This window comes from Paenibacillus zeirhizosphaerae, from assembly GCF_030705605.1.
GTDB lineage: Bacteria > Bacillota > Bacilli > Paenibacillales > Paenibacillaceae > Paenibacillus > Paenibacillus zeirhizosphaerae.
This window is the reverse complement of the sequence record NZ_JAPCKK010000017.1, coordinates 139,142-162,155: the sequence shown is the minus strand read 5'-3', so window position 1 is coordinate 162,155 and position 23,014 is coordinate 139,142. Positions and strand designations below refer to the sequence as shown.

Here is a 23,014-nt window from a genome sequence, read left to right as displayed (position 1 = left end):
TTGTCCCAATGACAAACCCGTCCTGATATAAATTAACGATTCAGCACTTCAGCAAGCAGCTTGTTTACAAGCCCAGGATTCGCTTTCCCCTTGCTTTCTTTCATTACCTGCCCTACCAGGAAGCCAATCGCTTTTTGCTTGCCGGCCTTATAATCCTCCACGGATTGCGGGTTGGCGGCAACCACCTGCTCGACAATGGCCATAATGGCACCCTCGTCACTAATCTGCACCAGACCCTTCTCTTCCACAATCTGCTGCGGAAGCTTGCCGCTCTCCAGCATTTCCTTGAAGACCGTTTTGGCAATTTTGCTGTTGATCGTCCCTTTCTCCAACAGGCCGATCATTTCGCCAAGCCCCTGTCCGGTCAGCTTAACATCGGACAGCTCAACATTCATGCTGTTCAGGTAGCCAAGGAGGTCTCCCATGATCCAGTTGGAGACAGATTTGGCATCCTTCGTATACTGCAGGCTGCTCTCGAACAGATCCGCCAGCGCTTTGGAGGACGTGATGACGGCCGCGTCATACTCAGGAAGGCTGTATTCCGAGGTATATCGGACCTTGCGCTGATCTGGAAGCTCTGGGATGGAAGCACGGATACGCTCCTTCCATTCCGCATCAATGTGAAGGGTAACCAGGTCAGGGTCAGGGAAGTAGCGGTAATCATGCGATTCTTCCTTGCCTCGCATGGAAATCGTCTTGCCTTGCGCTTCGTCCCATCGTCTCGTCTCTTGAACGACGGAGCCTCCTTCTTCGAGGATTTGCTCCTGACGGAATTGCTCATACTCCAGTCCGCGCTGAACCCCGCGGAAGGAGTTCATGTTCTTAAGCTCAGCCCGTGTGCCCAGCTTCTCCTGTCCATGCGGACGCAGGCTGATGTTGGCATCACAGCGCAGCGAGCCTTCCTCCATCTTCACATCGGACACTTCACAGTACTGCATAATCGAGCGCAGCTTCTCCAGATAGACACGCGCCTCTTCAGGCGAGGAAATATCCGGCTCAGACACGATTTCAACCAAAGGTGTTCCAACACGGTTAAAGTCAACCAGCGATGCGTACCCACCGTCAACATGCGTCAGCTTGCCCGCATCCTCTTCCAAGTGCAAACGAGTGATGCCGATTCGCTTGGTAGCACCGTTAACTTCAATATCAATCCAGCCGTTCTCTCCAATCGGCTGATCATATTGCGAGATTTGGTAGGCCTTGGGCGAATCGGGATAGAAATAGTTTTTGCGGTCAAATTTACTCACATCACCGATCGTACAGTTCAATGCCATGGCTGCTTTCATCGCGTAATCCACAGCCTGCCGGTTCAACACCGGGAGCACTCCCGGATGACCGAGACAAATCGGACAGGTGTGCGAATTCGGCGGAGCTCCGAACTCGGTCGAGCATCCGCAGAAAATTTTCGATTGGGTATGGAGCTCCACATGAACTTCCAGACCGATGACCGTTTCATATTTGGATGTTGTAGACATATCAGGTTAACCCCCTTTTCTCCGGATTACAGTTGCGGACGCTGCTTATGAAATTCCGTATTTTGTTCAAAGGCATGCGCCACCCGCAAAATTTGCGCCTCATCAAAAGGCTTTCCGATAATTTGCAAACCGACAGGCATCCCTTCCGCAAAACCGCAAGGAATACTCATCGCAGGAACACCAGCAAGGCTAACTGGAATCGTCAAAATATCGTTCAGGTACATCGTTAACGGGTCATCCACCTGTGAGCCCAGCTTGAAGGCCGTGGTTGGCGCAGTCGGCCCGATAATAACATCATAGTTCTCGAACACTTGATCAAAATCACGCTTGATCAGCGTGCGCACCTTCTGTGCTTTCAAATAATACGCATCATAATAGCCTGAGCTGAGCGCATATGTGCCGAGCATGATTCTCCGTTTCACTTCCGGTCCAAAGCCCTGTGTTCTGGATTGGTGATATAGGTCAAGCAGATTCTCAGGGTTGTCAGCCCGCACGCCATAACGAACTCCGTCAAAGCGGGCCAGGTTGGAGGCTGCCTCCGAGGAAGCGAGCAAATAATAGGTGGCCACAGCATATTCTGTGTGCGGCAGCGAAACTTCCTCCCACACCGCTCCCATACCTTCGAGCGTCTTCAGTGCTGCAAGCACGCTTTCTTTCACCTGCGGGTCAACACCGTCACCTAGATATTCCTTCGGCACGGCGATGCGTAGTCCTTTCACTTCCCCAGTCAGGGAGGAAAGGTAGTCCGGCACGTCAACCTTGGCAGACGTGGAATCCATGGCATCATACCCTGCAATGGCTTGAAGCACATATGCAGAGTCCTCGACATTCTTCGTAATTGGTCCGATCTGGTCGAGGGAGGAAGCGAAAGCGACGAGCCCAAAACGTGATACCAGACCGTAAGTAGGCTTCAGGCCGACCACACCACAGTAAGAGGCTGGCTGCCGGATGGAACCGCCGGTATCCGAGCCCAACGTAAAGTAGGCTTCACCTGCGGCAACTGCGGCGGCTGAGCCTCCGCTTGAGCCACCGGGAACACGTTCCAGATCCCACGGGTTCCGGGTCGGGTAATAGCTGGAGTTCTCGTTGGAGCCGCCCATGGCAAACTCGTCCATATTCATTTTACCCAGTGTGACTACGTCCGCGGCACGGAGCTTCTTCACTACGGTTGCGTCATATACCGGATTGAAATTGCTCAAAAACTGGCTGGCACAGGTGGTACGGAGCCCTTCCGTCACAATGTTGTCCTTAATTCCGGCCGGAAGGCCAAACAACAAACCGCGTTCTCCTCCTGAAGCGAGGCGGTCATCCAGATTGCGGGCGGACGTCCGTGCTCCCTCCTCATCGATAGTGAGGTAAGCCTTAACCTTATCATCATGGGCTCCAATTTTCTTAACAGCCTCGTCAACCAGATCCGTAACCGAAATCTCCTTGTTGTTCAGCCTGTTATGTAATTGCGGCAGTGTGTTATCAAACAAACTCAACTCGAGCATCCTCCTTTTGGCCTTCGGGGCTATTCCAGTATCGCAGGAACCTTAAACTGTCCGTCTTCCTCTTCGGGAGCGTTGCGCATCACCTGCTCCGGCGTCAGACTTGGGCGCACCTCGTCTTCCCGCATGACATTGCTCACATGCAGCACATGAGTCGTCGGCTCCACATCGTCCGTATTGAGTTCATTCAGCTTCTCCGCATAGTGCAGGATCGCATTTAATTGCTCGGTCATGAGCTCCTCTTCTCCAGAGGTCAGGTTCAATCGCGACAGCTTGGCCACGTGACGTACGTTTTCCAAAGAAATGTTCATGCGCTCTTTGCCTCCTTTGTGTATGTAAAGCACTAAAATCAGGAATGATGGTAAACCCGCTGAGGCATCCCTGTCCGCTTATTTATCAAATTGGGGAAGTTCCTCCGTTGCTTTAAAATAACGTTTTAATTATAGGTTAGAACGTTTTACAATTCAATGTTACTGGTGAAAAGTTGATTTCCAGGTTCACCTTTCTGATATCCAAAAAAAGGCTGCCGGATCTGATCCGACAGCCTTAGAACCGACCTGAGCCGGCAGTTAATTTAAATCCATGCGCGTAAATTAACCTGCTTGATAAAATCCGATTGTGATAATGATTCCGCTGCGGGTTCTTCTTCCTTATTGTCCACTCCACCGTTCATTACACTGCGGAACAATCGCTCATTGTGAGTAGCAAGGGCGTAATCTATCAACGCTTCGCGTTCAATCCGTTCAGCTTCCCTCTTCAACATTTGTGTCATGAGTTCCACGTCTCCGGATGGAACAAAAAAATTCCGGTTGACCTTCGGCACTCGGATAACATAATCAAAGGCATTATCCGGATTCCGGTCGTAGGCGATGATATAACCATGTTCCCCCACAGGAAGATTCTGCTCAAAGGCATCCGAGACGATCATTATTTTTTCCCCTAAACGATACATCGTCTACCTCCTGGCTGTCTTAGTTATCTGTTTAGTCTACTAAAAAACGATCAAAATGTCTATGAGCAAATTCAATTGATTCCAAGCGAATGTTCCACTTCAGAATCTATGTGTTAACGTCCAGAATTATACACCATAAGCCTGTGGTACCAACGCTGATCGATCCATCCTTCACGCTTCTTTACATGCATCCAGCCCACCGGAATCTCCTGACCGGCTTGATTCGTATCGTTGCCCGCAGTTATGTTCTGCGAATGATGTGGGCATATCGATATTCTGATTTGTTCCGCGGTAAGCGGGACCTTCCTTTTCAAAAGCTTCCCCTCCTAAAAAAAGACAAAAAAAGAACGCAAACCGGGAATGGCTCCTCAGTCTGCGTGCTTCGCGGATTGTTATGTAGCTTCTAAAGGATATATTAGCAAACCGTTCTCCCCTTGTCCAGCAGGTTTTTGAAAAAAACGGCGGGTTTTGACGAAATCTTTACTTTTATCCTGTCAACGGATGTACGGGTTGTTTTCTTTTTCATAACCAATCGTGGTTTTGGGACCATGTCCCGGATAAACCGTCACCTGGTCATCCAGCCGATATAATCGGTGTACGGAATCAATAAGGTCTCTTTCTCTGCCGCCGGGCAGATCGGTGCGTCCTACTCCCATTCGGAACAGCACATCCCCTCCAAATAGGTCACTGCCGCAGTGGAAGCTAACGCTGCCCGGTGAATGTCCCGGGGTATGGTAGACAAGGAAACGGTGACCGATCAATTCCAGCACCTGGCCCTCACCAAGGTCATACTCGGCCGGAGCAGCCGTAACAGGCTGAGTCACCTGAGGCCACATCAGAGAGCCGTTTAGCTTGGGAGAGGTCATCCAATCCTGCTCAAGCGGATGAAGATATACCGGACAATCGGCGACCCGACGCACCTCGTCCACTCCCGCCATATGGTCGAAATGCGCATGCGTAAGTAAAATTGCTTCAATCGTCATGCCTTCAATAGCGCGAACCAGGGAACCAGGATTCATCCCCGGATCGACAATTATACCCCGCCCCGTATCCGCGTCCTGCAGCAGGTAGGCGTTCGTCTGCAAGGGACCGAGGCTGAATGTACGGATAGCCAGCGTCATGGCTTACAGTCCCGAGATGAGCTCGCGCAGCTCTTTCACAATGACGCCGTGAATCCCGGTTCCCTCTCCGTATCTTGCACGGATCTCCGCACGCGCAACCGTCAATTTATCCTGGTAATCCGGTGCTTCGCGATCGGGATTTTCTTTTTTAAACTGAACCATAGCCTCTTGAACGTGCACTGGACGAGGCCCCCAATGATCAAGCACATGTCCGCCCGTATCCGCAAAAATAACGATAGGAATAGAACGACTGCCCATGGTCAGGAAATCATCCATCAGAGCTTCATGATTTTCCAGAATGAGCACTTCCGTAGGTACACCGCTGTTCTCCAGGGCGCGGAACACAACCGGGACACAACGCACTACATCGCCGCACCAATCGGCCGCAAGAATCAGGACACGCAGATCATCGCGGTGATTCAGGCTTTCAAAAAATTCACGGTCGCTTTCGTCCGTCCATTCAAACTGGTCATACCAGGAGCGGAAGGCCTCCTTGTTCTTTGTCATACTGTCCATAAATTGCTCAGCCGTCAGACCTTTGCCGAAATATTGGGAAACATTGCTGCGGGCCATATTAGACACTTCCTTTCTTCTTTTTGGAGACAATCCATTTAACAAGAAAATATACAGCCAAGAGAACAACAGCAGCCACCAGGATCGGTGTTACATAAGGGGCCGCTTTTTCATCAATTTGCTCCCATTGGTTGCCGAGAAGCATTCCTAAATAAATAAACAAAACACTCCACGGAATAACAGCCAAGGTCGTTAAAATGATAAATCGCCAAATATTCATGCGCGAGATTCCCGCCGGTATGGAAATGGCGTGTCTGACCACCGGGATAAAGCGGGCCGTAAAAATAACACCCGTACCGTATTTGTTAAACCAGTCCTCCGCATGATCCATATGCTTTCTGTTGATTAATAAGTACTTCCCGTATTTCTCAATCACAGGGCGGCCGCCATAACGCCCAATCCAATAGATGAACAACTGGGCAAACACACCTCCCACCGTAGCGAAGATCACTGCCGGTATAAAGCTCACCTGATGACTGTAAACCAGGAATCCTCCATAAGCCAGTACGATTTCACTGGGAATCACCTCAATCATCAGCCCGAGTGCAATCCCCATATAACCCAAATCACGAATCCACTCGAAGATATGCTGGATCATATTTGGAATGAAGTCCATGTTAGTCCGCTCCCTTTCTCTCTCCCATTCAGCGTTTATTCTATCACAGCGGCAGAGCGGACCGCTAGCAAACTACTGGAGCGGCTAAGTAGCGGTCCTGTGTCTGCCCGCATATCTTAAAATGTCTCGAAAGGGGGATGACCAATGCCTGCCGATCATTTACCTAAGCACACGCAGGGCCAATCCGCTCTGCCCACGGCACGCGGGATACGCCGGGCCTGCAGCAAAGAGCTGTACCGCACCTGCAAACGCCTCAAGACCTATATCCAGCCGGATTTGGTAAGCAAGGGAGAAAATCTGTACTGCCGCAAGGTAGCAGCAAATCTGCTCTGGATCACGGAGAACAGCAGCAACCGCAAGCTGCTGTGCGATTGGTGGGACGAGGAGGTCGGACCCGAGCTTGCCGAGCTGTGGCAGGTGGAAAAATCCGTATTATGCGCCGCGTTCCGAAGCTCTTACGGCGGGTAAGCAACAGAGAGCGGCGCCATGTGCCGGCACCGCTCTTGCATCGCTTATTTAATTTACCCGCGACGATAGGGCCCCTTCCGGCAGCAGATCGGCGCATGCCCGTTCCAGATAAGGATCCGCATGCAAAAAGTCACGGAACGCCGTATATTCACTCCAAAGTCTGGAGCGGTCTTCCTGCTGTCCTTTGACTGCCCGGATCAGCAGATTTTTAGGTGTATGCTCCAGATCGATAAACTCCAGCATCTGCGTACGATAACCAAGAATATCCAGCAACTTGGCCCGTATTCCGTCTGTGGCCAGAGCCGAGAAGCGCTCCTTCAATATGCCGTGCGACAGCATCGGCTCCATCACTTCATTGGCAATCTGATTGAAGAGCTCATGCTGGCAGCATGGAACGGACAGAATGACCGAGGCGTCCCAGCGGACCGCCTTTTCAAGCGCTGCATCCGTGGCGGTATCACAGGCATGCAGCGTCACAACCATATCGACCTGCTCCAGCTCGTTATAATCCGCAATGTCCCCGACGAGGAATTTCAGATTGTGGTACTGCAGCTTCTCGGCCAGGATATTGCAGGTTTCTATCACGTCCGCTTTCAAATCGAGGCCTACAACGTTCAGAGGCCTGCGCTGCTGAACCGACAGATAATGATACAGAGCAAAGGTCAGATAAGATTTGCCGCAGCCGAAATCGACAATCGTCAGAGGACGGCCCACCGGCAGATGAGGAAGCACATCCTGTACCATTTCGAGGAAACGGTTAATCTGCTTGAATTTATCGTATTTGCGGGCCAGCACCTTCCCCTCTTCATTCATAATGCCCAGCTCAACGAGAAATGGGACGGGCTCGCCTTCCTCAAGCACATAGTGCTTTTTGCGGTTATGGGTTAGATCGACCGCAGTTTTGGAGGGCGATTTCGTTAAAATCGAAACTTTAAACTTCTTGCTGACCAGCACCTGATAGTCCGCTTCAGCCGTGCACAGCAGCCCTTGGCGGAACGTTTCTTCGAACAAAGCGATCATACGCCCGGTCGCTTCAGACACAGTCAGATTTTCATGGGTCACCTTATTGCTATAATAATAGGCGAATTGATAGTACAAGCTCTTCTTCAATTCAACCGGTTTGATTTGCACTTTGGTAAAGGAGGCCTGCTCCTTCTTGCGAAGCTGACTGAGCGTTGCTGTGATCAGCGAGCCCTCCGTCAGCCGCTCGTTAATAAGATTGCGCAGTGATTCCAAAACTACAACCCGCTTTCTGCCTCATAAGGCCTATTCTAGCTGCAACAGTTCTTCCCTTCCCTGCTCCGCTTCCGCGCGGGCAAGGCCGCCACGTTCAAGTTCATCATCCGGCCGCATCAGAAGCCGGTTATAAAACGCCACCGCTTCATGAAACAGCGACTTCTGTTTGACGCCAAGATCGAACCATATTTCATCCGCCTGGGCATACATGCCTTCATGCTCAAAATAAGCAGCTAAAAGCTGGTCCAGCTCCAGGGGGAAACGATATTCCTTCACTTGCTCATGAGTGGCCGCTATCCGGTCGGGCAGCATCTGCAGCTCCCTGGAAGCACCATTCAAAGCGCTGTATACATACAAATAAAGAGCCTTCATCAGTATCTGCAGCCCCTGATCCAGCTCTCCCATGTCCTGTCTGATCCTTCCCGCTTCCTCCAACAGCCTGGCTGCCTGCTGCAGCTTGTCCACTTCCACCGCACCGCCCATCCGAAATAACTCGATGATCTGTTCAGGGGGCAGTGATTCCAGTAGCGGCAGAGGCAGTCGGAACTGGTTTTTCAGCAGCTCATCAAGCTTCGCGAGCGCTTCTGCATGACGATTCTGCTGCCTCAAGCCGAAGGCCGCACCCACAGCTTCTGTCATTTCTTCCATCATGCGAAGCAAATAATCTCTTCTGAACACAACTGAATCCCGTCCTTTCGCACCTGTCGATAGAAGTTTTTCTTATTGTAGATCAATCCGGAGCAAAAGCCAAATGGCTCTCAGTCCCGGGAAAAAGGGAAAGCCGGGAAGATGAGCGCTTCCCGGCCATACGGTGCATCCGTTTTCAGCTTTATTCGACAAAGCCCTCCAAAAAGCCCTTCATCACTTCTGCCAGCTCTTGAGGAGCTTCCATCATGCTCATATGCCCCGCCCCGCTGATGATGCTCCGCTGGATGTTCGGCTGATCCGCTGTAAATGTGCGCTCAATAGGAATCACCTGGTCATTTTCCCCCGCCACCAGAAGCACTGGCAGAGGAGCTGCGGTCAACACATCACGCCGGTCTGGACGGCCACGCATAGCCAGCGCCGCTCCGGCAGCTCCCTGCGGTGGAGTCGTGTAGCCAATGCCCCTTGTCTTATTCACCTTGTCTGCCATGCTATCCAAATGCTGCGGGGCAAACAATCCCGGAACCAGCCCGTCAACAAAAGCCGTAATGCCTGCGGTTTCAATCGTGGACACGGCTTTGAGGCGCTTTTCTTTGGCTTCCTCCGTATCTGCATGAGCCGTCGAATGGATCAGACCGAATGCGCTGAAACGTTCAGGATGCCGCTGGACAGCGGATAAGGCAATGTAACCTCCCATGGAATGGCCTAACAATACGACCTTCGGAATCCCAAGCTCCTCCAGGAGCTTCAGCACATCATCCGCCATATCTTCCATAGAGTAAGCCCCTTTGGGTGCATCCGACTGTCCATGTCCTCGCAAATCCGGCACGATGCAGCGGTAATGAGGAGACAGTAGAGGTATTACATCATCCCAATAGGATGAGCTTCCGCAAAAACCGTGCAGCAGCACAATCACCTTGTCGCCTTGTCCTTCATCCGCATAATGAATGGTCGTTTCTCCACACAGCTTTTTATTCATGTCTATCTCCCTCTCTCCTTGTCATTTTGTTAGCAGCCAGGCGGCCGTCTTTGTTGTATGGTACATTTCTGCTAGGAAAGCCCGAAGCCCGCGACTGCGCCATCCGCGATATCGGCGGCCATGATCATGACCTGGTGCAGAGACGTCGTTTGCAGGGTCCAGTACGGTTTGGGTCCCATAAGATTGACTACGCCTGCGACACTGTAGTGTCCGATAGGCGGAAGCTGGATTCCCATGGATCGCGCAGGCGCAAGCGGAGCCTCTGAAACGAGGAATAGCCCCATCGATCCCGGCTGGCCGAGGCAAGCATCAATCGCTATAACCTGCCGTTCCGCGGGAATACGGCCGATCTCCGCTTCCAGGGTAACCGCATCACACGGCGCAGCCAGCGTGCCGATCACATGCGGGAAGCCCTTCTCCTTCAGGAGCGTACCGGTCAGCGGTCCGAGAGCATCCCCTGTAGACCTGTCCGTTCCAATACAAACAAAGGTCACCTCATCAGCCCCAAACCGCTCATGGATGCGGCTGAAAAATGCTGAAAGCTCACTGCCCGGTACCCGTTTCATCACAGCTGGGCCCTTCCGTCCACCTTCCGGCGATCCTCTCAACACCTTCTAAGTCCTCCTCCATCCTACGAGATATTTACTCTGATTCTATCGTATACCTGGTGGTCCGGGCAAAATAATTGGTGGTTCCTCCGCAAAGCATGATACAATACTTCCAAACTAACCTTGTGAAAGGATGAATACCTACCGATGGATTTATCACAAAAATCTCAGGCCAATATCGAATATATGATCGAAGCCATCAAGAACAAGCTGCGCATGGCCAGCGGTGCCGCTATGCAGTCCTCCGCTTTTTCGGTGGAGCAGTATGAAGACCTTCATGACATTTATGAAATGGTGATGAACAAGCCGAGTCTCAGCATCTCCGAGGTGGAGGCGATTGCATCGGAGCTGGGCCGGCTGCGCAGCTCCTGAGTTGCCGGATTGCAGTACAAAGGAGGCTCCTAGAAGGTCCATCGACCCTGGGCCTCCTTTTGTATGTTGTACTGAGAGATAGGAGGCCTTCAGTAGCATGTATCGTCAAAGCACCCCATTTACCCGTTATCTTCTCCACATTGCCGTTGCGGTGATCCTCATCCCTTTTATTCTGTTAATCATGGGGTATCTCGCCTGGATTATCGGAATAGAACCATTGTTCCGTCTGGATGTGCGACTCCAGTCCTTGATATTTCCGATCTCCGGTGATACTCTCTACCGTCTGCTGCCGGCAGCACTCCTGATTACCACGCTGGGTTCCTTCTGGATCACTCTGCTTGCGGCACTAGCTTCAGCCTTATGGTTCTGGATCAGACGAAGAAACAAATTCATCGCGGTTTCCATTCTCGTCAGCTTTGCAGCCATGTGGCTTCTGAACCTAGCGGTCAAGGCGCTGCTTCAGCGTGATCGCCCGAGTCTCCAGCATTTGACGGAAGCGGCAGGCTACAGCTTTCCGAGCGGACATGCCATGATCGCTATGGGCTTTTACGGTCTGCTCTTTGCAATCTGGACTATTCACAACCGTATTCGTGGTCGTTCCGTTGTTTTCCCTCTGCTGACAGGAGCTTTATTGATATTACTGATCGGGTTGAGCCGCATCTATCTTGGAGTTCATTATCCAAGCGATGTCGCAGGCGGATATATTGCGGGTGCCCTATGGCTGTGCTTCACACTTCCACCTATGTATGCATGGATTAAGAACAGCCGTGATCCAGGAAAATGATAGGTTTGTCGCAGCATGCCAGCCCTATTATTGTTTCAGCCGACAGCCCTACGTTTAATACGAAGTAAGCGTAACGAATCATCTCAGTACTGGCAGAATAGGGATTTTTTTCATGCGGGACATGGGCATGATGCTATAGGCTGTTGCATTATGCTATCAAACCTTGAAGAGGAGTGATCAGAGATGAATAAAGCTGAGAATCAATACCCGGTACAAAACGGGTCCACATTTGCCAAGGGGATGTTCATCGGCGGTCTCTTGGGGGCGGCTGCGGCGCTGCTGTTCGCCCCCAAGCCGGGCCGCGAGCTGCGCAGCGATTTGTCCGACAAGGTGACGGCCGTTACAGATAAAACCAAAGACTATGCAGCAGTAATAGGCTCCAAGACCAAGGATGTAGCTGCCGTGGCAGGCAGCAAGGCAACGGATCTGGCCAAAACCGTATCCGAGAGCAAAGCCACTGTGCTCTCAAGCGCGAAGCAGGCTTCTGAAGAAGTCATGGAGGAAGCTGCAAAAGCGGATAAAGAGGTTATGGATGCAGCAACCAGGGCGGTTCAAGAAACCAACGAGGAGCTAAACACGGCTTCACGCCCTTAATCTTGCGCCGAATTCGCAACAGCCAGCTACCTTGAGAAGCTGGCTGTTTTTTAGAAACGATGAACATAGAAAGCGGGGATATCTCATGAGCAAAATCAGCGAAGAACGCATGCCAGCCTATGAAGTGGATGAACATCCCTTCGAGCTGCGCCATGAAGTCAAGAGGCTCAATACCCGGCTGGATCAACTGGCAGACACTCTCGAAAAATCCCAGTTTCGCGATATCATCGAAAATTACTCCAATCCTAAAAAACGGATTATCAGCAATTTGACGGCAGGCATCGCGAGAGGGTTGGGCTTGTCTCTCGGCACCATCTTGATTATCGCTTTATTGGGGTGGCTGCTGTCCTTGCTGGTGCAGTTGAACCTTCCGGGCATCGGCAGCTTTCTGGCCGAGCTGCTGAAATACGTGGACGCGGCCAGAAACAGCTAAATGATATACAGTGACCTCACGACAGTTATTTTTCGGATGAACTCCTTTCTTTTTTGTTGGATATGCACACAGCAGCGGAGAGGACGAAGCAATTCCGGAAAAGCGCAGTGTTCGCCTTTGGCTCGAAGGGTCAACAACGATTGCAGGAATGCTTCGTTCTCGGAGCGTCTCCCCACATACGAAAGCAGTGTTCAGTGTTCAGTGTCCGACTCAAATGTTCCTCTCCTTTTTGCTTGCCCGCAGCAAATCTCCTGTGAAGCCTTTCTTCCTCATCCATATGTACATGCCTGCCATACTGATCAAGGTCGCAATCATGACAACGGTGAAGCCCCATGGTGCCTTGGTCCAAATCAGATTTTCAAAATTCATCCCCCACACAGCCCCGACTACCGTTGCCGGTGTAAAAACAGCCGTCACAATCGTCAGGGTCTTCGTAATCTCATTGCCCCGAAAGCCTGAAATCGCGTTATCGATAGAGATCAGCGTGTCAATCTCGCGCTCATAATGCTCGAATAGGCGCTGTATGCGCTCAATTCTGTACAGCATCCGCTGGAAGAAAGGGTTATTGTCCAGCGTATCCAGATACGCTTCACGCGAAGCCGAAATCAGCTCCTGAAAAGGCACGAACATATTGCTCCAATAGAGCAGCTCAAAACGAGAATTCAATATTTTGTCCATTAACGTTCTGGCGTTGTTCTTCTCCATGCTCTCTTCGAGAGGCCTCAGGTTCAGCTCGAAATGATCCATGCCATTCTGAAAATAATGCAGCAGGAGCCGTACCAGAATAAAAAGTCCATCCGCCCCGCTGCTGCACTCGTGAAGCATACGAGTTCTTTCTTCCGAGCACATGATCATTCTTGTCCTCTCGTCCAGATTGATCGTCACCAGCCGGCTGCCATGAACAAAAAAATGAAAGACATTCGCATTATGATTGCTGGTCAGAGTCTCTTTGACCGAATACTGCAGCGTACCGAAGAGCAATGGATGTCTGCCATCCGGATAGCGAACCGATAAATAGTTGGACTCCACTTCTTTAATCACCTTCAGCCATATCCCGGTCTCGGGCAGCTCTTCTTCCAGCCTGGTCAGGTTCGAGCTTGACCACTCAGGAGCTTCAAGGTCCCACCATTCCCATTCTCCTTGATTGAACACGTATTTATTCATTTCCGGCACTGCCTTGCTCACTGAGGCCCCTCCTTATGTAACCCGTACTATTCATCCAAAAAGGACACCCCATCATTCGTTCATAAATGGGTGCCCTTTTATGTTAACCTGATATGGCGATGGCAGCAAAAAGCATTCCGCTTCATAAGGAAGAATTGGACATGATCTGCTTTAGCTTCTCAGTCGCCCTTTTTTGAATCCGCGAAACACTCATCTGGGACACACCGAGTTTCTGAGCAATCGCCCGTTGAGACTGTCCATCCTGAAAAGCGAGCAACAGCACCTTCTGCTCCTGATCCTTCAACTGACGTAAGGCCTGCTGAAGATCCATACGCTTCTCGACCGCATCGAAATCATCGGCGTCCGAGCTGATCAATTCGCCGAGTGTGGCCGCGCTTTCATCCTGCGACAGCGGAGAGTCTAGCGAAACGTAATGATAACATTCACGTCCGGCGAGCACCTCAATTGTTTCCTCTACAGAGAGGTCCAGATATTCGGCAATTTCCTTAACATCCGGAGAACGCTCAAGCTTGACGGTCAGCTCATCAATGGCGTGCTGTACGAGTGCTCCCTTCTCCTTGATCCGGCGTGGAACCTGAATGTACCACGACTTATCACGGAGAAAATTTTTCATGTGCCCGATCATGCTCTTCATGGCGTAAGGCTCAAAAGGAATACCCAGACTGATATCATACTGCTGCAAAAGACGCACCAGAGCCATTTGGCCTGTCTGATACAAATCCTCATACAGATCGGGCCGGTTGCGGGCGATTTTGCCTGCCGCCATTTTGACCATAGGTTCATATTTCTTGATCAACACGGTAGCAATCTCATTGTCCTTGGTTTGTTGGTACTCCCAGATCAAACCAACGGCTTCATCCATGGATTCTGGGGGAGTTACCTTTTCATTCATACCTTCTCCTCGCTTCTTGTCATACGTTTTACAAGGATGACCTCCGTGCCCTGCCCTGCCTTGTTGATCACGTTGACGTCATCCATAAGTGCCTGCATAAGATAGAAGCCTAATCCGCCGATTTGAGCGTCATCCAGCTCTTTATCATGAAGCGTGGCTCCTGTGCCCGCATCTTCCATCCGTTCAAAGCTCTCCCCTTCGTCTTTGACGCGGATGCTGAGGGCAGTATCGTCAAACTCAAAAGCTACTTCAACAAACCCTCCTTCTTGACCATAGGCGTACAATACAGAGTTATTGCATGCTTCGGATACGGCTACTTTCATATCCTCTATTTCTTCATAGGAGAACCCCATTTTGGAGGCAATTCCATACAGATTCAATCTAACAATATCTACAAAATCAGCGGTCGCCGGCAAATTTAACACTACTTTCTGAACTTGACCATTCATCCTTTTTTCGATCCTTTCCTATTGGGAATTCTCCTGTGGGGCAAAAAACTTGGCGATGCCCGTCATATCGAAGAGCTTTTGAATTTGTACCGGTACCTCTTCAACCATAAAGCGGGATTCCATACCGTTCCTTGCCTTTAAAACAGACAGCAGAATGCCAATCCCCGTACTGTCAATATATTTTAAATCCTTCATGTTAATGATTAAATCCTGTCCGGACTCCCCTACCAGCGGTTCCATGACCAGGCGGAAATCAGGCGCTACCGACAAGTCCAGCTCACCGCTCAAATAGACGGTATTTGCTCCGTCATGTAACTCGGTTTTGGCGTTAAACTTATTATTTTTATTTGTATTCATATAGGCGTCTCCCCTGAAAAATGGTTTCTGTATTCATAACCCGTTGTGGCTGTTTCTGAAACAAAAAACAACACACTGCCAATTTCCACATTTTGTCATTCAGCTTGATCGAGACGTGATCCAGCTTCCTCTATCAGCAGCAGCTCTCTGGCATGACGCTGCAGCACCTGCTTTACACTGTTGATTTTGACCGGCTTACTAATATAATCATTCATTCCCGCAGCAAGACACCGTGCATGGATTCCATCCATGACATTCGCCGTCATCGCGATGATCGCGGGCTGCGTCCTGTCTCGCAGACTGCTGCGGATTAAAGTGGTACATTCAAGTCCATCCATGACAGGCATCTGCAGATCCATAAAAATATAATCATAGTGTCGGCCGGCCAGGATCATATCAAGCGCCTGTTTCCCGTCATAGGCAGCTTCTGCCGCCAGTCCCAGCCTATCCATCATGTTCACCATCAGCTTTTGATTAATCGGATGATCGTCCACGATTAATACGGCATTGCGGCGTTCTCCCCCCGGTGCATAGGGACTCCATTCCTCCCGCTGCTCGTCTTTCGGAAGCAACCCTTGCGGCAAGCTCATTTGCACAGAGAATAGAAAAGCAGCCCCTTGCTCCACGGAGGTATCCAGCCGGATGTCGCCCCCCATCATTTGCACGAGGTTTCTGCAGATCGCGAGGCCGAGACCCGTACCGCCATATTTGCGCGTCATCGAGGAATCCAGTTGCGAGAAGGGCTGAAACAGCTTATCCGCCTTGTCTGGCGATATGCCGATCCCGGTATCCTGCACGGCGAATTCCAGGGTTACCTTGCCTGTCCCTGATCTCCCGGCAGATACCACTAAATACACGCCTCCCTGGTCGGTAAATTTAATGGAGTTGGATATCAGATTAATCAGCACCTGCCGCAAGCGCGCCATGTCGCCGAACACTACATCTGGAACATCGGGCCTCACATCGAAATCCAGCTCCAGATTCTTCTTGCTGGCATCCATGGAGAAGAGGCTGAATACCTCCCGGATACATGCATGCAGCTCAAAGGGATGCTCTTCAAGCACCATCTTGCCGGATTCCAGCTTGGTGAAATCGAGAATATCATTAATGACAGTAACCAGCGCATCTGCACTGCGACGTATAATATCGCCGTACTCCCGCTGTTCATCCTTCAGCTCGGTTTCCATCAGCAGGTCGATCATGCCGATGACCCCATTCATCGGTGTACGGATTTCATGGCTCATCATCGCCAGAAATTCGGTTTTGGCCTTCGCTGCGACCTCCGCCACTTCCTTGGCAGCGATCAGCTCCTGGTTTATTTTTTCCAGCTCCAGCGTCTTTTGCTGCAGCAGCATGGATTGGGTTTTCAAACGTTTATTGGTCAGATACATCTGCACGAAGCCTTCGATTTTTGACTTCAAAATTTGCGGAATAAAAGGCTTCACCATATAATCGATCCCACCCGCGGAATAGCCGGCAAACAGATGCTCCGCTTCCTTACTGTTTGCTGAAATGAAAATAATAGGGATATCCTTCGTTTTCTCCCTGGCTTTAATTAGCTTGGCGGTTTCGATACCATCCATACCCGGCATTTGGACATCGAGCACAATCACGGCAAAATCATCTCTCAGCAAACAGCGCAAGGCCTCTTCACCGGAAGTCGCCTTGACGAGATTATATTGTTCGCTCTCAAGAACTGCTTCCAGTGCAAGCAGGTTCTCCGGTCGGTCATCTACCAGCAGTATATGAATCGATTCATGCAACCCCACCATGGGACCCTCCTAAGCATCTCTATTTAATCTTCCGGTATATCTTTTCTCCCCGGCCAAGCGGCTCGTAAAAGCCGCTGTAATCTGTAAATTGGATGGATTCCTTCGCCCCCAGTACAAGCACACCAAAACGGCTCAAGCTTTCATGAAATAAACCGTGCACCTGATTCCGCAGCTCATCATTAAAGTAGATCATGACGTTGCGGCAGAAAATAACGTTGAATTCATTGAAGGACCGGTCCGTAGCCAGATTATGCTCCGCAAAGATTATATTTTTGCGCAGGAAAGGTTGAAACATGACCGAGTTATATCTTGCTGTGTAATATTCCGAGAACGACTGGGTTCCACCGGAGTCCAGATAGTTCTTGGTGTACAGCTTCATTTTGTCGATACCGTACACCCCTTCTTTGGCTTGCTGCAGCGACTTGGCATTCATGTCGGTCGCATAAATACGCGCCTTGTCATAAAGCCCCTCTTCATGCAGCATGATCGCCATCGAGTAGACCTCTTCACCGGTCGAACAGCCCGCATGCCAGATTCTGATATACGGGTAGGTCCGCAAAACAGGGATGATTTCCTCACGAAAGGTGCGGAAAAGCAGCGGGTCCCGGAACATCTCCGTAACCGGAATGGATAGGCTCTGCACCAATCTGTCAAAGCAGGCACGGTCGTGCAGAACCTTCTCCTGCAATCCCGATATGGATTTTACATTTTCGGACTGGGCGCTGTGATGAACTCGCCGCCTCAGCGAGGGAAGCGCATAATTTCTGAAATCATACCCGTACAAACGGTGTACTCCCTCCATCAGCAGCTCCAGCTCAATCCGTTCCCGCTCATCTGTATCTATGCTCCATTCCTCTTCAGACTTGCCTTCCGCCAGATCTTTCGCTGTCATAGTCTCGCTCCAATTCCTTAAAGGTTATGCAAGTTACCAGTTCTCGCAGTTCTGTCCTTATCTCTATTACCCCAATAATACGGTTACGAATACAGCCATACCCTCATTAATGATAAAAGCTGATCCGTCTGGATCGGTTTTTTGACATAATCGGAAGCTCCCGCCTCGATGCACTTCGCCCGATCATCCTTCATCGCCTTCGCTGTGAGGGCAATAATAGGCAGCTTCTCGTATTGCGGCATGTCCCGGATATGGCGCATCGTCTCGTATCCGTCCATTTCAGGCATCATCATATCCATGAGAACCAGATCAAATGTCGTTGCCCCTTGAAGCAGCTCCAGAGCTTCCTTTCCGTTCTCGGCAAAGGTGACGTTCATGCGATAGTCCTCCAGAACACTCGATAAGGCGAATACGTTGCGGATGTCGTCATCGACGAGCAGAATGTGTTTGCCCTCGAACAGTTCCTCTTTGTTGTACAGCTTTTGCAAGATACGGCGCTTGTCCTCCGGCAAATTGGCTTCCACACGATGCAGGAACAGTGTCGTCTCATCCAGCAGGCGCTCCGGGGATTTGACGTCTTTGATAATGATGGACTCGGCATACTTGCGCAGACGCATTTCTTCCTTGCTGTCCAGTTCCTTGCCTGTGTAGATAATAATGGGCAGATCGTTCAGATTGTCATCATCCCGAATACGGTCCAGCAGATCAAAGCCGGTCATATCCGCGAGCATCAGATCAAGCACCATGCAGTCGTAGTGCTGGTCTCCCAGCTCAGCCAAGGCTTCCTTTCCCGTAGATACCGCAGTAATGGCGACATCATCATGCTCGATAAGTTCAATGATGGATTGGCGTTGTGTATCGTTATCTTCAACGATCAACAGCCGTTTCATTTTGCTGTCCGTATAAGAAGAGATTTGGACGAATGCTTTGTCCAGGCTTTCTTTGGTAGAAGGCTTCTTCAAATAGGCAATCGCACCCATCATCAATCCCTGCTTGATATCATCAATCACAGAAATGACATGCACCGGGATGTGCCGCGTGGCAGCGCTGCTCTTCAGTTCACCCAGGATGGACCAGCCGTCCAAGACCGGCAACTGAATATCGAGAATAATGGCGTCAGGAAGATAGGTCTTTGCCATTTCAAGCCCTGTGTCTCCCTGCAGTGCTGACAACGCTTTATAACCGCGGCTTCTGGCCATTTCAATCAGGATATTGGCGAAATGTATGTCATCCTCAATAATCAGCAGCACCTTATCTTTCGGGCCGATCCGGTCCCGGTCATCGTCCAGCTTGGGTGCCTCCAGTGCGTAGGGTTCCGATTCCAGCTTTCTTTCCACCACGGCAGGGAAGCGCCCGTCTCTGATTCTTTGCATATCAGGGTCCAGCATCGGAGCTGCTTCACGGCTCGCATACGCTCTTGCAGCGTATCCATTTCCAGCCTCCTCCGGCACCTCCGGTGCAGCCTCCGCAGGAAGATACAGCGTAAAACAGCTTCCTTCCCCTTGAACCGTTTCGAGCTCGATTCCACCGCCAAGCAAGCGTGACAGCTCGCGGCTGATAGACAATCCAAGACCGGTGCCGCCGTATTTGCGGCTCGTCGTCCCGTCCACCTGTTGGAACGCTTCGAAGATCAGATCGGTTTTGTCCGGAGCAATGCCGATGCCGGTATCACGGACAGACAGCATCAAATACGGCTGGTTCTCATTCAAATAGGAAGGGAGCTTCTCCTTCGTAGCCGCTGCGATCGTAAATTCCACCGATCCTGAAGCCGTAAATTTGAAGGCATTGGACAGCAGGTTGCGTAAGATTTGCTTCAAACGGTACCCGTCGCTGATGATGGCCTTCGGAAGCCCATCACTCATCCGGGTTACCAGCCGCAGCTCTTTTTGGGCCGCAACAGGCGCAAAATGCTGCTCTATAAATCTCTCCAGCCCCTCCAGGCTGACGGATTCATAATTGATTTCCATTTTGCCTGCGTCTACCTTGGAGAGATCCAGTATTTCATCAATCATTTTAAGCAGATCGGCCCCTGACATATAAATGGTGTGAGCGTACTCCACCTGCTTCGGATTCAAGTTGCCGTCTTTGTTCTCGGACAGAAGCTGCGACAGAATCAGCAAGCTGTTCAGCGGTGTACGCAGCTCATGTGACATGTTGGCAAGGAACTCCGATTTGTATTTGCTGGTCACGGCAAGCTGCATCGCCTGCTGCTCCAACTGGGAGCGGGCCTTCTCGATCTCCAGGTTCTTCTCTTCCACTTCCCGAACCTGTTCTTCCAGCGCTCTTGTCTTGGCCATCAGCTCTGTATTGTAATGCTCAAGCTCCTCCTGCTGGCGCTGTAGCAGCTCTTCAGAACGCTTCAACTCCTCGGTCTGCTGCTCCAGATTCTCGTTGGAGCGCTTCAGCTCCTCCTGCTGTGACTGCAACTCTTCCGACTGGCACTGCAGCTCTTCCGTGAGTGCCTGAGATTCCCGCAGCAGTTGCTCCACACGCATACGGCGCTGCACATTGTTAAGAATGACGCCAAGGTTCATCACTAACTGCGAGAACAGCTTCTGCTCAAGCTCGCCAAATTTATTGAACGCAGCCAGCTCGGCTACCCCCAGCAGCTCATCCTCGAATACGATAGGATATATCATTACACCTGACGGCTGCGCCGACCCAAGCGAAGAAGTGATCGACAAGTATCCTGGAGGCAAGTCATCCAGAATGACAGGCTGCCGATCCATTGCACTTTGGCCGATCAAGCCCTCTCCAATCCTGAACTCTTCCTTGTACAGCACGGCTTTACCGGTGCCTGCGTATGAACCGAATGCCAACAAGGTGTCAGGGCGCTTGTCCTCAGCTAGCAAATAAATGGAACCGTAGCTGGCGCCAAGAATGGGCGTGAATTCGCTAATAAACATCTGAGCGATTTGTTCCCGGGAATTCACGCCCCGCAGCAGCTCCATGACACGCGCCGTATTGTTGCTGAGCCATGTCTGCTCCTGCTGCGATTGAATAATAGCTTGCTCCAGTCGCCGTTTCTCCTCCAAATCCTCAGCCATTTCTTTAAACACCTGGGCTATTTGGCCGATTTCGTCCTTTGAGGTTACGCGCAATCGCTGAATCGCTCTAAATCGTCCTTTGCCGAAGCCCGTAATCATCAAAGAAACAGTGCCAAGGCCTCGCGTAATGCTCGGGAGCACCCAAAGAATGATCGCCAGCGACATCAGCAGCCCAGCGGACATAACGATGGTTGAGGTCCTCACCGCCTCGCGGAATACTTCTCTGGAGGCCGCGATCTCGTTATCCACCTCAGTATCCTGATAATTGGAGAGGGTGTTGATTCGTTCCAGCACGGTTTCTTGTGCAGGCAATCCGGTACTATTCCTGTAGGCGTTGGCTTGATCGAACTGTCCCTGCTCAAGAAGCTCTATCAGATGGGATTCATACTCTTTAAAATTTCCCCAGGAAGTTTCCACGCTTTTTACAAGTATCTGTTCAGCGGCGGCGGAAGGGCTGCCTTGAATAGCTTTGAGCGTAATATCCCCGGTTGTAATCATCTGTTCCAACTGCTCCTTGCCTTCGGCAACGGAAGCGCCGGGATTCAACAGCAGGTTGGCCATGACCTTGGCCATATCATTAACCTGAGCGCGGATTACAGCGGTCTGACGGACCTCCAAATACCGGTCTTCATATACATTATCCAACTGGCTGTTCATACTGCCCAACCGGTCATAACCGATCACGGTCAGCATGATCATGATCCCCATCAGCACCCCGAATCCAACAAGCAGCTTAGTTCTGATTTTCATGCAGAAGCCTCTCCTTCTTTCAATGAAATCCACACCAGGCATTTATCGTCATCGCGTTCCAGTGGTACTTCCACCTCAAAAAAGGCTTTCCGCATGACGTCCTCTTCCCATTCCTGACTTTCACGCAAATGCCCGATGAGATACTCCAGTTGCCGGTCATGATCCCCTTCGACCGCTTCGAGCAGTCCATCCGTATACAGTGCAATTTGCTCATTCCCGTCATAGTAGAGGGTTTCAGCCTGAACTTCCATTCTGTCGAAAAGTCCTACCGGATAGCATACACTGTCCAGCTTGGTGACACCTCCGTCCTTCCCGATCAATAACCCTGGAGGATGCCCTGCGTTAACGTAGTCGATACGTTTCATCCGCGTATCAATCACCATATAAATGGCAGTAAAGTAGTATTGAACAAGCTGCTTGCCTAGATCAAGCTGATTAAAGCGGCGATTCAGCTCCTGTATAACTTTCTCGGGATCCACATAAGTGGTAACGGTGTCTTTGAGTACCGAAGCGATAAACATACAGAACAGGGAGGAGGAAATACCGTGTCCCATCATATCGAGCAGAATGACAGCATAACGCCCGTCCCCAAGCGGATACCAGGAGTATAGATCTCCAGCCAGCTCAAACGATGGCTGATACAAAGCATGGATGTGCAGCATCGGATCCTGTATGGACGGGCTAAGCACGGCCTGCTGCACCATCGCGGCCAGCTTGAGCTCATCTTGAATCCGCTGGTCCCTCTCCTTATGCCAGTCCTTCTCCTGCTTCAGACGCAGGGCCAGTCGGATTCTTGCCATCAGCTCCACTTTATTGATCGGCTTGGTTACATAGTCCATGGCCCCTTCATCCAGCGCCTCGGCCAGCTTTTTGGAATCACCGACCGCTGTCACCATAATGATCGGGATGTCCCTCAAATGCTCGTATTCCTGTACGATACTGCAGGCTTCGATTCCATCCATTTCAGGCATCATCATATCCAGCAGGATCAGATCAATATCGGAAGGGCGGGGTCTGATCTCCACCGAACGGTCTCCCAGCCCCAGATGCTCGAACATTTCCGCGGCGGACGCGGCGGACACTACATCCCTGTAATTTTCCTTTTTTAATATTTCGCGAATAATGATGACATTCGTCGGATTGTCGTCTACAATTAAAATTCTCATATTTCTCTCCCTCTTTATCTGAGAATATAAGCTTCAGCTAACAATACAACAGGTGTTTTTTTGGCTTAAAATATGAACAACCTACGTATCCTACTATAACTTTTTTGTCGAAAAACTTCTATGTCAAGAAGCCCTACCACTTTCTAAAATCTTCATAA

The 23,014-nt window shown here is 50.7% G+C and carries 25 protein-coding genes; 5 read left to right on the top strand and 20 right to left on the bottom strand.

Translation table 11 applies throughout. The features are described 5' to 3' along the window. Positions 1–32: 32 nt before the first annotated feature. The 8 genes from gatB to uptA all read right to left on the bottom strand — a co-directional run bounded on the left by gatB (position 33) and on the right by uptA (position 6,227). On the bottom strand, positions 33–1,475 hold the full coding sequence (gatB, locus tag OIN60_RS15130; protein ID WP_305755709.1) for an Asp-tRNA(Asn)/Glu-tRNA(Gln) amidotransferase subunit GatB: 1,443 nt from the start codon (positions 1,473–1,475) through the stop codon (positions 33–35). Between the two features lie 26 nt (positions 1,476–1,501). Further along, positions 1,502–2,959, bottom strand: coding sequence for an Asp-tRNA(Asn)/Glu-tRNA(Gln) amidotransferase subunit GatA (gatA, locus tag OIN60_RS15125; RefSeq protein WP_305755708.1), 1,458 nt, complete (start codon positions 2,957–2,959; stop codon positions 1,502–1,504). 29 nt (positions 2,960–2,988) lie between these two features. Continuing rightward, positions 2,989–3,276, bottom strand: coding sequence for an Asp-tRNA(Asn)/Glu-tRNA(Gln) amidotransferase subunit GatC (gene gatC / locus OIN60_RS15120; RefSeq protein ID WP_305755707.1), 288 nt, complete (start codon positions 3,274–3,276; stop codon positions 2,989–2,991). Between the two features lie 263 nt (positions 3,277–3,539). Continuing rightward, complete coding sequence (locus OIN60_RS15115; RefSeq protein WP_305755706.1) at positions 3,540–3,917, bottom strand: ATPase; 378 nt, start codon at positions 3,915–3,917, stop codon at positions 3,540–3,542. Positions 3,918–4,030: 113 nt separating this feature from the next. Beyond that, entirely contained in the window at positions 4,031–4,231 is a 201-nt protein-coding gene (locus OIN60_RS15110) for a hypothetical protein (protein ID WP_305755705.1), read from the bottom strand. A 180-nt stretch (positions 4,232–4,411) separates the two neighbouring features. After that, positions 4,412–5,038, bottom strand: a complete 627-nt coding sequence (locus OIN60_RS15105; protein WP_305755704.1) for an MBL fold metallo-hydrolase — start codon at positions 5,036–5,038, stop codon at positions 4,412–4,414. A 3-nt stretch (positions 5,039–5,041) separates the two neighbouring features. Further along, positions 5,042–5,611: a thioredoxin family protein gene (locus tag OIN60_RS15100; RefSeq protein ID WP_305755703.1), complete on the bottom strand. Its 570-nt coding sequence runs from the start codon at positions 5,609–5,611 to the stop codon at positions 5,042–5,044. Between the two features lies 1 nt (position 5,612). Beyond that, positions 5,613–6,227, bottom strand: coding sequence for an undecaprenyl phosphate transporter UptA (gene uptA / locus OIN60_RS15095; RefSeq protein WP_305755702.1), 615 nt, complete (start codon positions 6,225–6,227; stop codon positions 5,613–5,615). A 144-nt stretch (positions 6,228–6,371) separates the two neighbouring features. On the opposite strand from uptA, the gene OIN60_RS15090 reads away from it, so the two are divergent. Beyond that, a complete protein-coding gene (locus OIN60_RS15090; RefSeq protein WP_305755701.1) occupies positions 6,372–6,695 on the top strand; it encodes a dehydrogenase in 324 nt (107 codons plus the stop codon). A gap of 48 nt (positions 6,696–6,743) precedes the next feature. Here the strand turns inward: OIN60_RS15090 and OIN60_RS15085 are convergent, their stop codons facing one another. The 4 genes from OIN60_RS15085 to yyaC form a co-directional block, all read right to left on the bottom strand. Further along, positions 6,744–7,931 carry a class I SAM-dependent methyltransferase gene (locus tag OIN60_RS15085; protein WP_305755700.1) on the bottom strand — a complete coding sequence of 396 codons (1,188 nt, stop codon included), beginning with the start codon at positions 7,929–7,931 and terminating at the stop codon, positions 6,744–6,746. Positions 7,932–7,961: 30 nt separating this feature from the next. Beyond that, positions 7,962–8,609 (bottom strand): DUF6483 family protein, encoded by a 648-nt coding sequence (locus OIN60_RS15080; protein ID WP_305755699.1) that lies wholly within the window; start codon positions 8,607–8,609, stop codon positions 7,962–7,964. A 151-nt stretch (positions 8,610–8,760) separates the two neighbouring features. Then, positions 8,761–9,555 (bottom strand): alpha/beta fold hydrolase, encoded by a 795-nt coding sequence (locus OIN60_RS15075; protein WP_305755698.1) that lies wholly within the window; start codon positions 9,553–9,555, stop codon positions 8,761–8,763. A 71-nt stretch (positions 9,556–9,626) separates the two neighbouring features. Then, the gene (yyaC, locus tag OIN60_RS15070; RefSeq protein WP_305755728.1) at positions 9,627–10,121 is read right to left on the bottom strand and encodes a spore protease YyaC; all 495 of its coding nucleotides are present in this window, start codon (positions 10,119–10,121) and stop codon (positions 9,627–9,629) included. Between the two features lie 189 nt (positions 10,122–10,310). On the opposite strand from yyaC, the gene OIN60_RS15065 reads away from it, so the two are divergent. From OIN60_RS15065 to OIN60_RS15050, 4 genes are all read left to right on the top strand, one after another. Further along, positions 10,311–10,535 (top strand): DUF1128 domain-containing protein, encoded by a 225-nt coding sequence (locus OIN60_RS15065; protein WP_305755697.1) that lies wholly within the window; start codon positions 10,311–10,313, stop codon positions 10,533–10,535. 97 nt (positions 10,536–10,632) lie between these two features. Continuing rightward, complete coding sequence (locus OIN60_RS15060) at positions 10,633–11,319, top strand: phosphatase PAP2 family protein (RefSeq protein ID WP_305755696.1); 687 nt, start codon at positions 10,633–10,635, stop codon at positions 11,317–11,319. A gap of 183 nt (positions 11,320–11,502) precedes the next feature. After that, a complete protein-coding gene (locus OIN60_RS15055) occupies positions 11,503–11,913 on the top strand; it encodes a YtxH domain-containing protein (RefSeq protein ID WP_305755695.1) in 411 nt (136 codons plus the stop codon). Positions 11,914–11,998: 85 nt separating this feature from the next. Further along, complete coding sequence (locus tag OIN60_RS15050) at positions 11,999–12,346, top strand: DUF5665 domain-containing protein (RefSeq protein ID WP_305755694.1); 348 nt, start codon at positions 11,999–12,001, stop codon at positions 12,344–12,346. 210 nt (positions 12,347–12,556) lie between these two features. Here OIN60_RS15050 and OIN60_RS15045 read toward each other — a convergent pair whose 3' ends face one another. The 8 genes from OIN60_RS15045 to OIN60_RS15010 form a co-directional block, all read right to left on the bottom strand. Further along, positions 12,557–13,510: a magnesium transporter CorA family protein gene (locus tag OIN60_RS15045; RefSeq protein WP_370872503.1), complete on the bottom strand. Its 954-nt coding sequence runs from the start codon at positions 13,508–13,510 to the stop codon at positions 12,557–12,559. 142 nt (positions 13,511–13,652) lie between these two features. Continuing rightward, complete coding sequence (locus OIN60_RS15040) at positions 13,653–14,423, bottom strand: sigma-70 family RNA polymerase sigma factor (protein WP_305755692.1); 771 nt, start codon at positions 14,421–14,423, stop codon at positions 13,653–13,655. After that, positions 14,420–14,872 (bottom strand): anti-sigma B factor RsbW, encoded by a 453-nt coding sequence (rsbW, locus tag OIN60_RS15035; protein ID WP_305755691.1) that lies wholly within the window; start codon positions 14,870–14,872, stop codon positions 14,420–14,422. Before rsbW ends, OIN60_RS15040 begins: the two co-directional genes overlap by 4 nt. 18 nt (positions 14,873–14,890) lie before the next feature. Further along, entirely contained in the window at positions 14,891–15,229 is a 339-nt protein-coding gene (locus OIN60_RS15030; protein ID WP_305755690.1) for an STAS domain-containing protein, read from the bottom strand. 95 nt (positions 15,230–15,324) lie between these two features. Then, complete coding sequence (locus OIN60_RS15025) at positions 15,325–16,998, bottom strand: hybrid sensor histidine kinase/response regulator (protein WP_305755727.1); 1,674 nt, start codon at positions 16,996–16,998, stop codon at positions 15,325–15,327. 22 nt (positions 16,999–17,020) lie between these two features. Then, a complete protein-coding gene (locus tag OIN60_RS15020; RefSeq protein WP_305755689.1) occupies positions 17,021–17,893 on the bottom strand; it encodes a CheR family methyltransferase in 873 nt (290 codons plus the stop codon). Between the two features lie 83 nt (positions 17,894–17,976). Further along, a complete protein-coding gene (locus tag OIN60_RS15015; protein ID WP_305755688.1) occupies positions 17,977–21,690 on the bottom strand; it encodes a response regulator in 3,714 nt (1,237 codons plus the stop codon). Beyond that, a complete protein-coding gene (locus OIN60_RS15010; protein WP_305755687.1) occupies positions 21,687–22,856 on the bottom strand; it encodes a PP2C family protein-serine/threonine phosphatase in 1,170 nt (389 codons plus the stop codon). Before OIN60_RS15010 ends, OIN60_RS15015 begins: the two co-directional genes overlap by 4 nt. Positions 22,857–23,014: the final 158 nt, after the last annotated feature.

Excerpts from the sequence above, each read along its gene's own strand:
- uptA (WP_305755702.1), bottom strand. The coding sequence starts at position 6,227 with ATGGACTTCATTCCAAATATGATCCAGCATATCTTCGAGTGGATTCGT.
- OIN60_RS15115 (WP_305755706.1), bottom strand. The coding sequence starts at position 3,917 with ATGTATCGTTTAGGGGAAAAAATAATGATCGTCTCGGATGCCTTTGAG.
- rsbW (WP_305755691.1), bottom strand. The coding sequence starts at position 14,872 with ATGAATGGTCAAGTTCAGAAAGTAGTGTTAAATTTGCCGGCGACCGCT.
- OIN60_RS15090 (WP_305755701.1), top strand. The coding sequence starts at position 6,372 with ATGCCTGCCGATCATTTACCTAAGCACACGCAGGGCCAATCCGCTCTG.
- OIN60_RS15075 (WP_305755698.1), bottom strand. The coding sequence starts at position 9,555 with ATGAATAAAAAGCTGTGTGGAGAAACGACCATTCATTATGCGGATGAA.
- OIN60_RS15015 (WP_305755688.1), bottom strand. The coding sequence starts at position 21,690 with ATGAAAATCAGAACTAAGCTGCTTGTTGGATTCGGGGTGCTGATGGGG.
- OIN60_RS15020 (WP_305755689.1), bottom strand. The coding sequence starts at position 17,893 with ATGACAGCGAAAGATCTGGCGGAAGGCAAGTCTGAAGAGGAATGGAGC.
- OIN60_RS15040 (WP_305755692.1), bottom strand. The coding sequence starts at position 14,423 with ATGAATGAAAAGGTAACTCCCCCAGAATCCATGGATGAAGCCGTTGGT.
- OIN60_RS15030 (WP_305755690.1), bottom strand. The coding sequence starts at position 15,229 with ATGAATACAAATAAAAATAATAAGTTTAACGCCAAAACCGAGTTACAT.
- gatB (WP_305755709.1), bottom strand. The coding sequence starts at position 1,475 with ATGTCTACAACATCCAAATATGAAACGGTCATCGGTCTGGAAGTTCAT.
- gatC (WP_305755707.1), bottom strand. The coding sequence starts at position 3,276 with ATGAACATTTCTTTGGAAAACGTACGTCACGTGGCCAAGCTGTCGCGA.
- OIN60_RS15055 (WP_305755695.1), top strand. The coding sequence starts at position 11,503 with ATGAATAAAGCTGAGAATCAATACCCGGTACAAAACGGGTCCACATTT.
- OIN60_RS15010 (WP_305755687.1), bottom strand. The coding sequence starts at position 22,856 with ATGAGAATTTTAATTGTAGACGACAATCCGACGAATGTCATCATTATT.
- OIN60_RS15045 (WP_370872503.1), bottom strand. The coding sequence starts at position 13,510 with ATGAATAAATACGTGTTCAATCAAGGAGAATGGGAATGGTGGGACCTT.
- yyaC (WP_305755728.1), bottom strand. The coding sequence starts at position 10,121 with ATGAAACGGGTACCGGGCAGTGAGCTTTCAGCATTTTTCAGCCGCATC.
- OIN60_RS15065 (WP_305755697.1), top strand. The coding sequence starts at position 10,311 with ATGGATTTATCACAAAAATCTCAGGCCAATATCGAATATATGATCGAA.
- OIN60_RS15100 (WP_305755703.1), bottom strand. The coding sequence starts at position 5,611 with ATGGCCCGCAGCAATGTTTCCCAATATTTCGGCAAAGGTCTGACGGCT.
- OIN60_RS15060 (WP_305755696.1), top strand. The coding sequence starts at position 10,633 with ATGTATCGTCAAAGCACCCCATTTACCCGTTATCTTCTCCACATTGCC.
- OIN60_RS15050 (WP_305755694.1), top strand. The coding sequence starts at position 11,999 with ATGAGCAAAATCAGCGAAGAACGCATGCCAGCCTATGAAGTGGATGAA.
- OIN60_RS15105 (WP_305755704.1), bottom strand. The coding sequence starts at position 5,038 with ATGACGCTGGCTATCCGTACATTCAGCCTCGGTCCCTTGCAGACGAAC.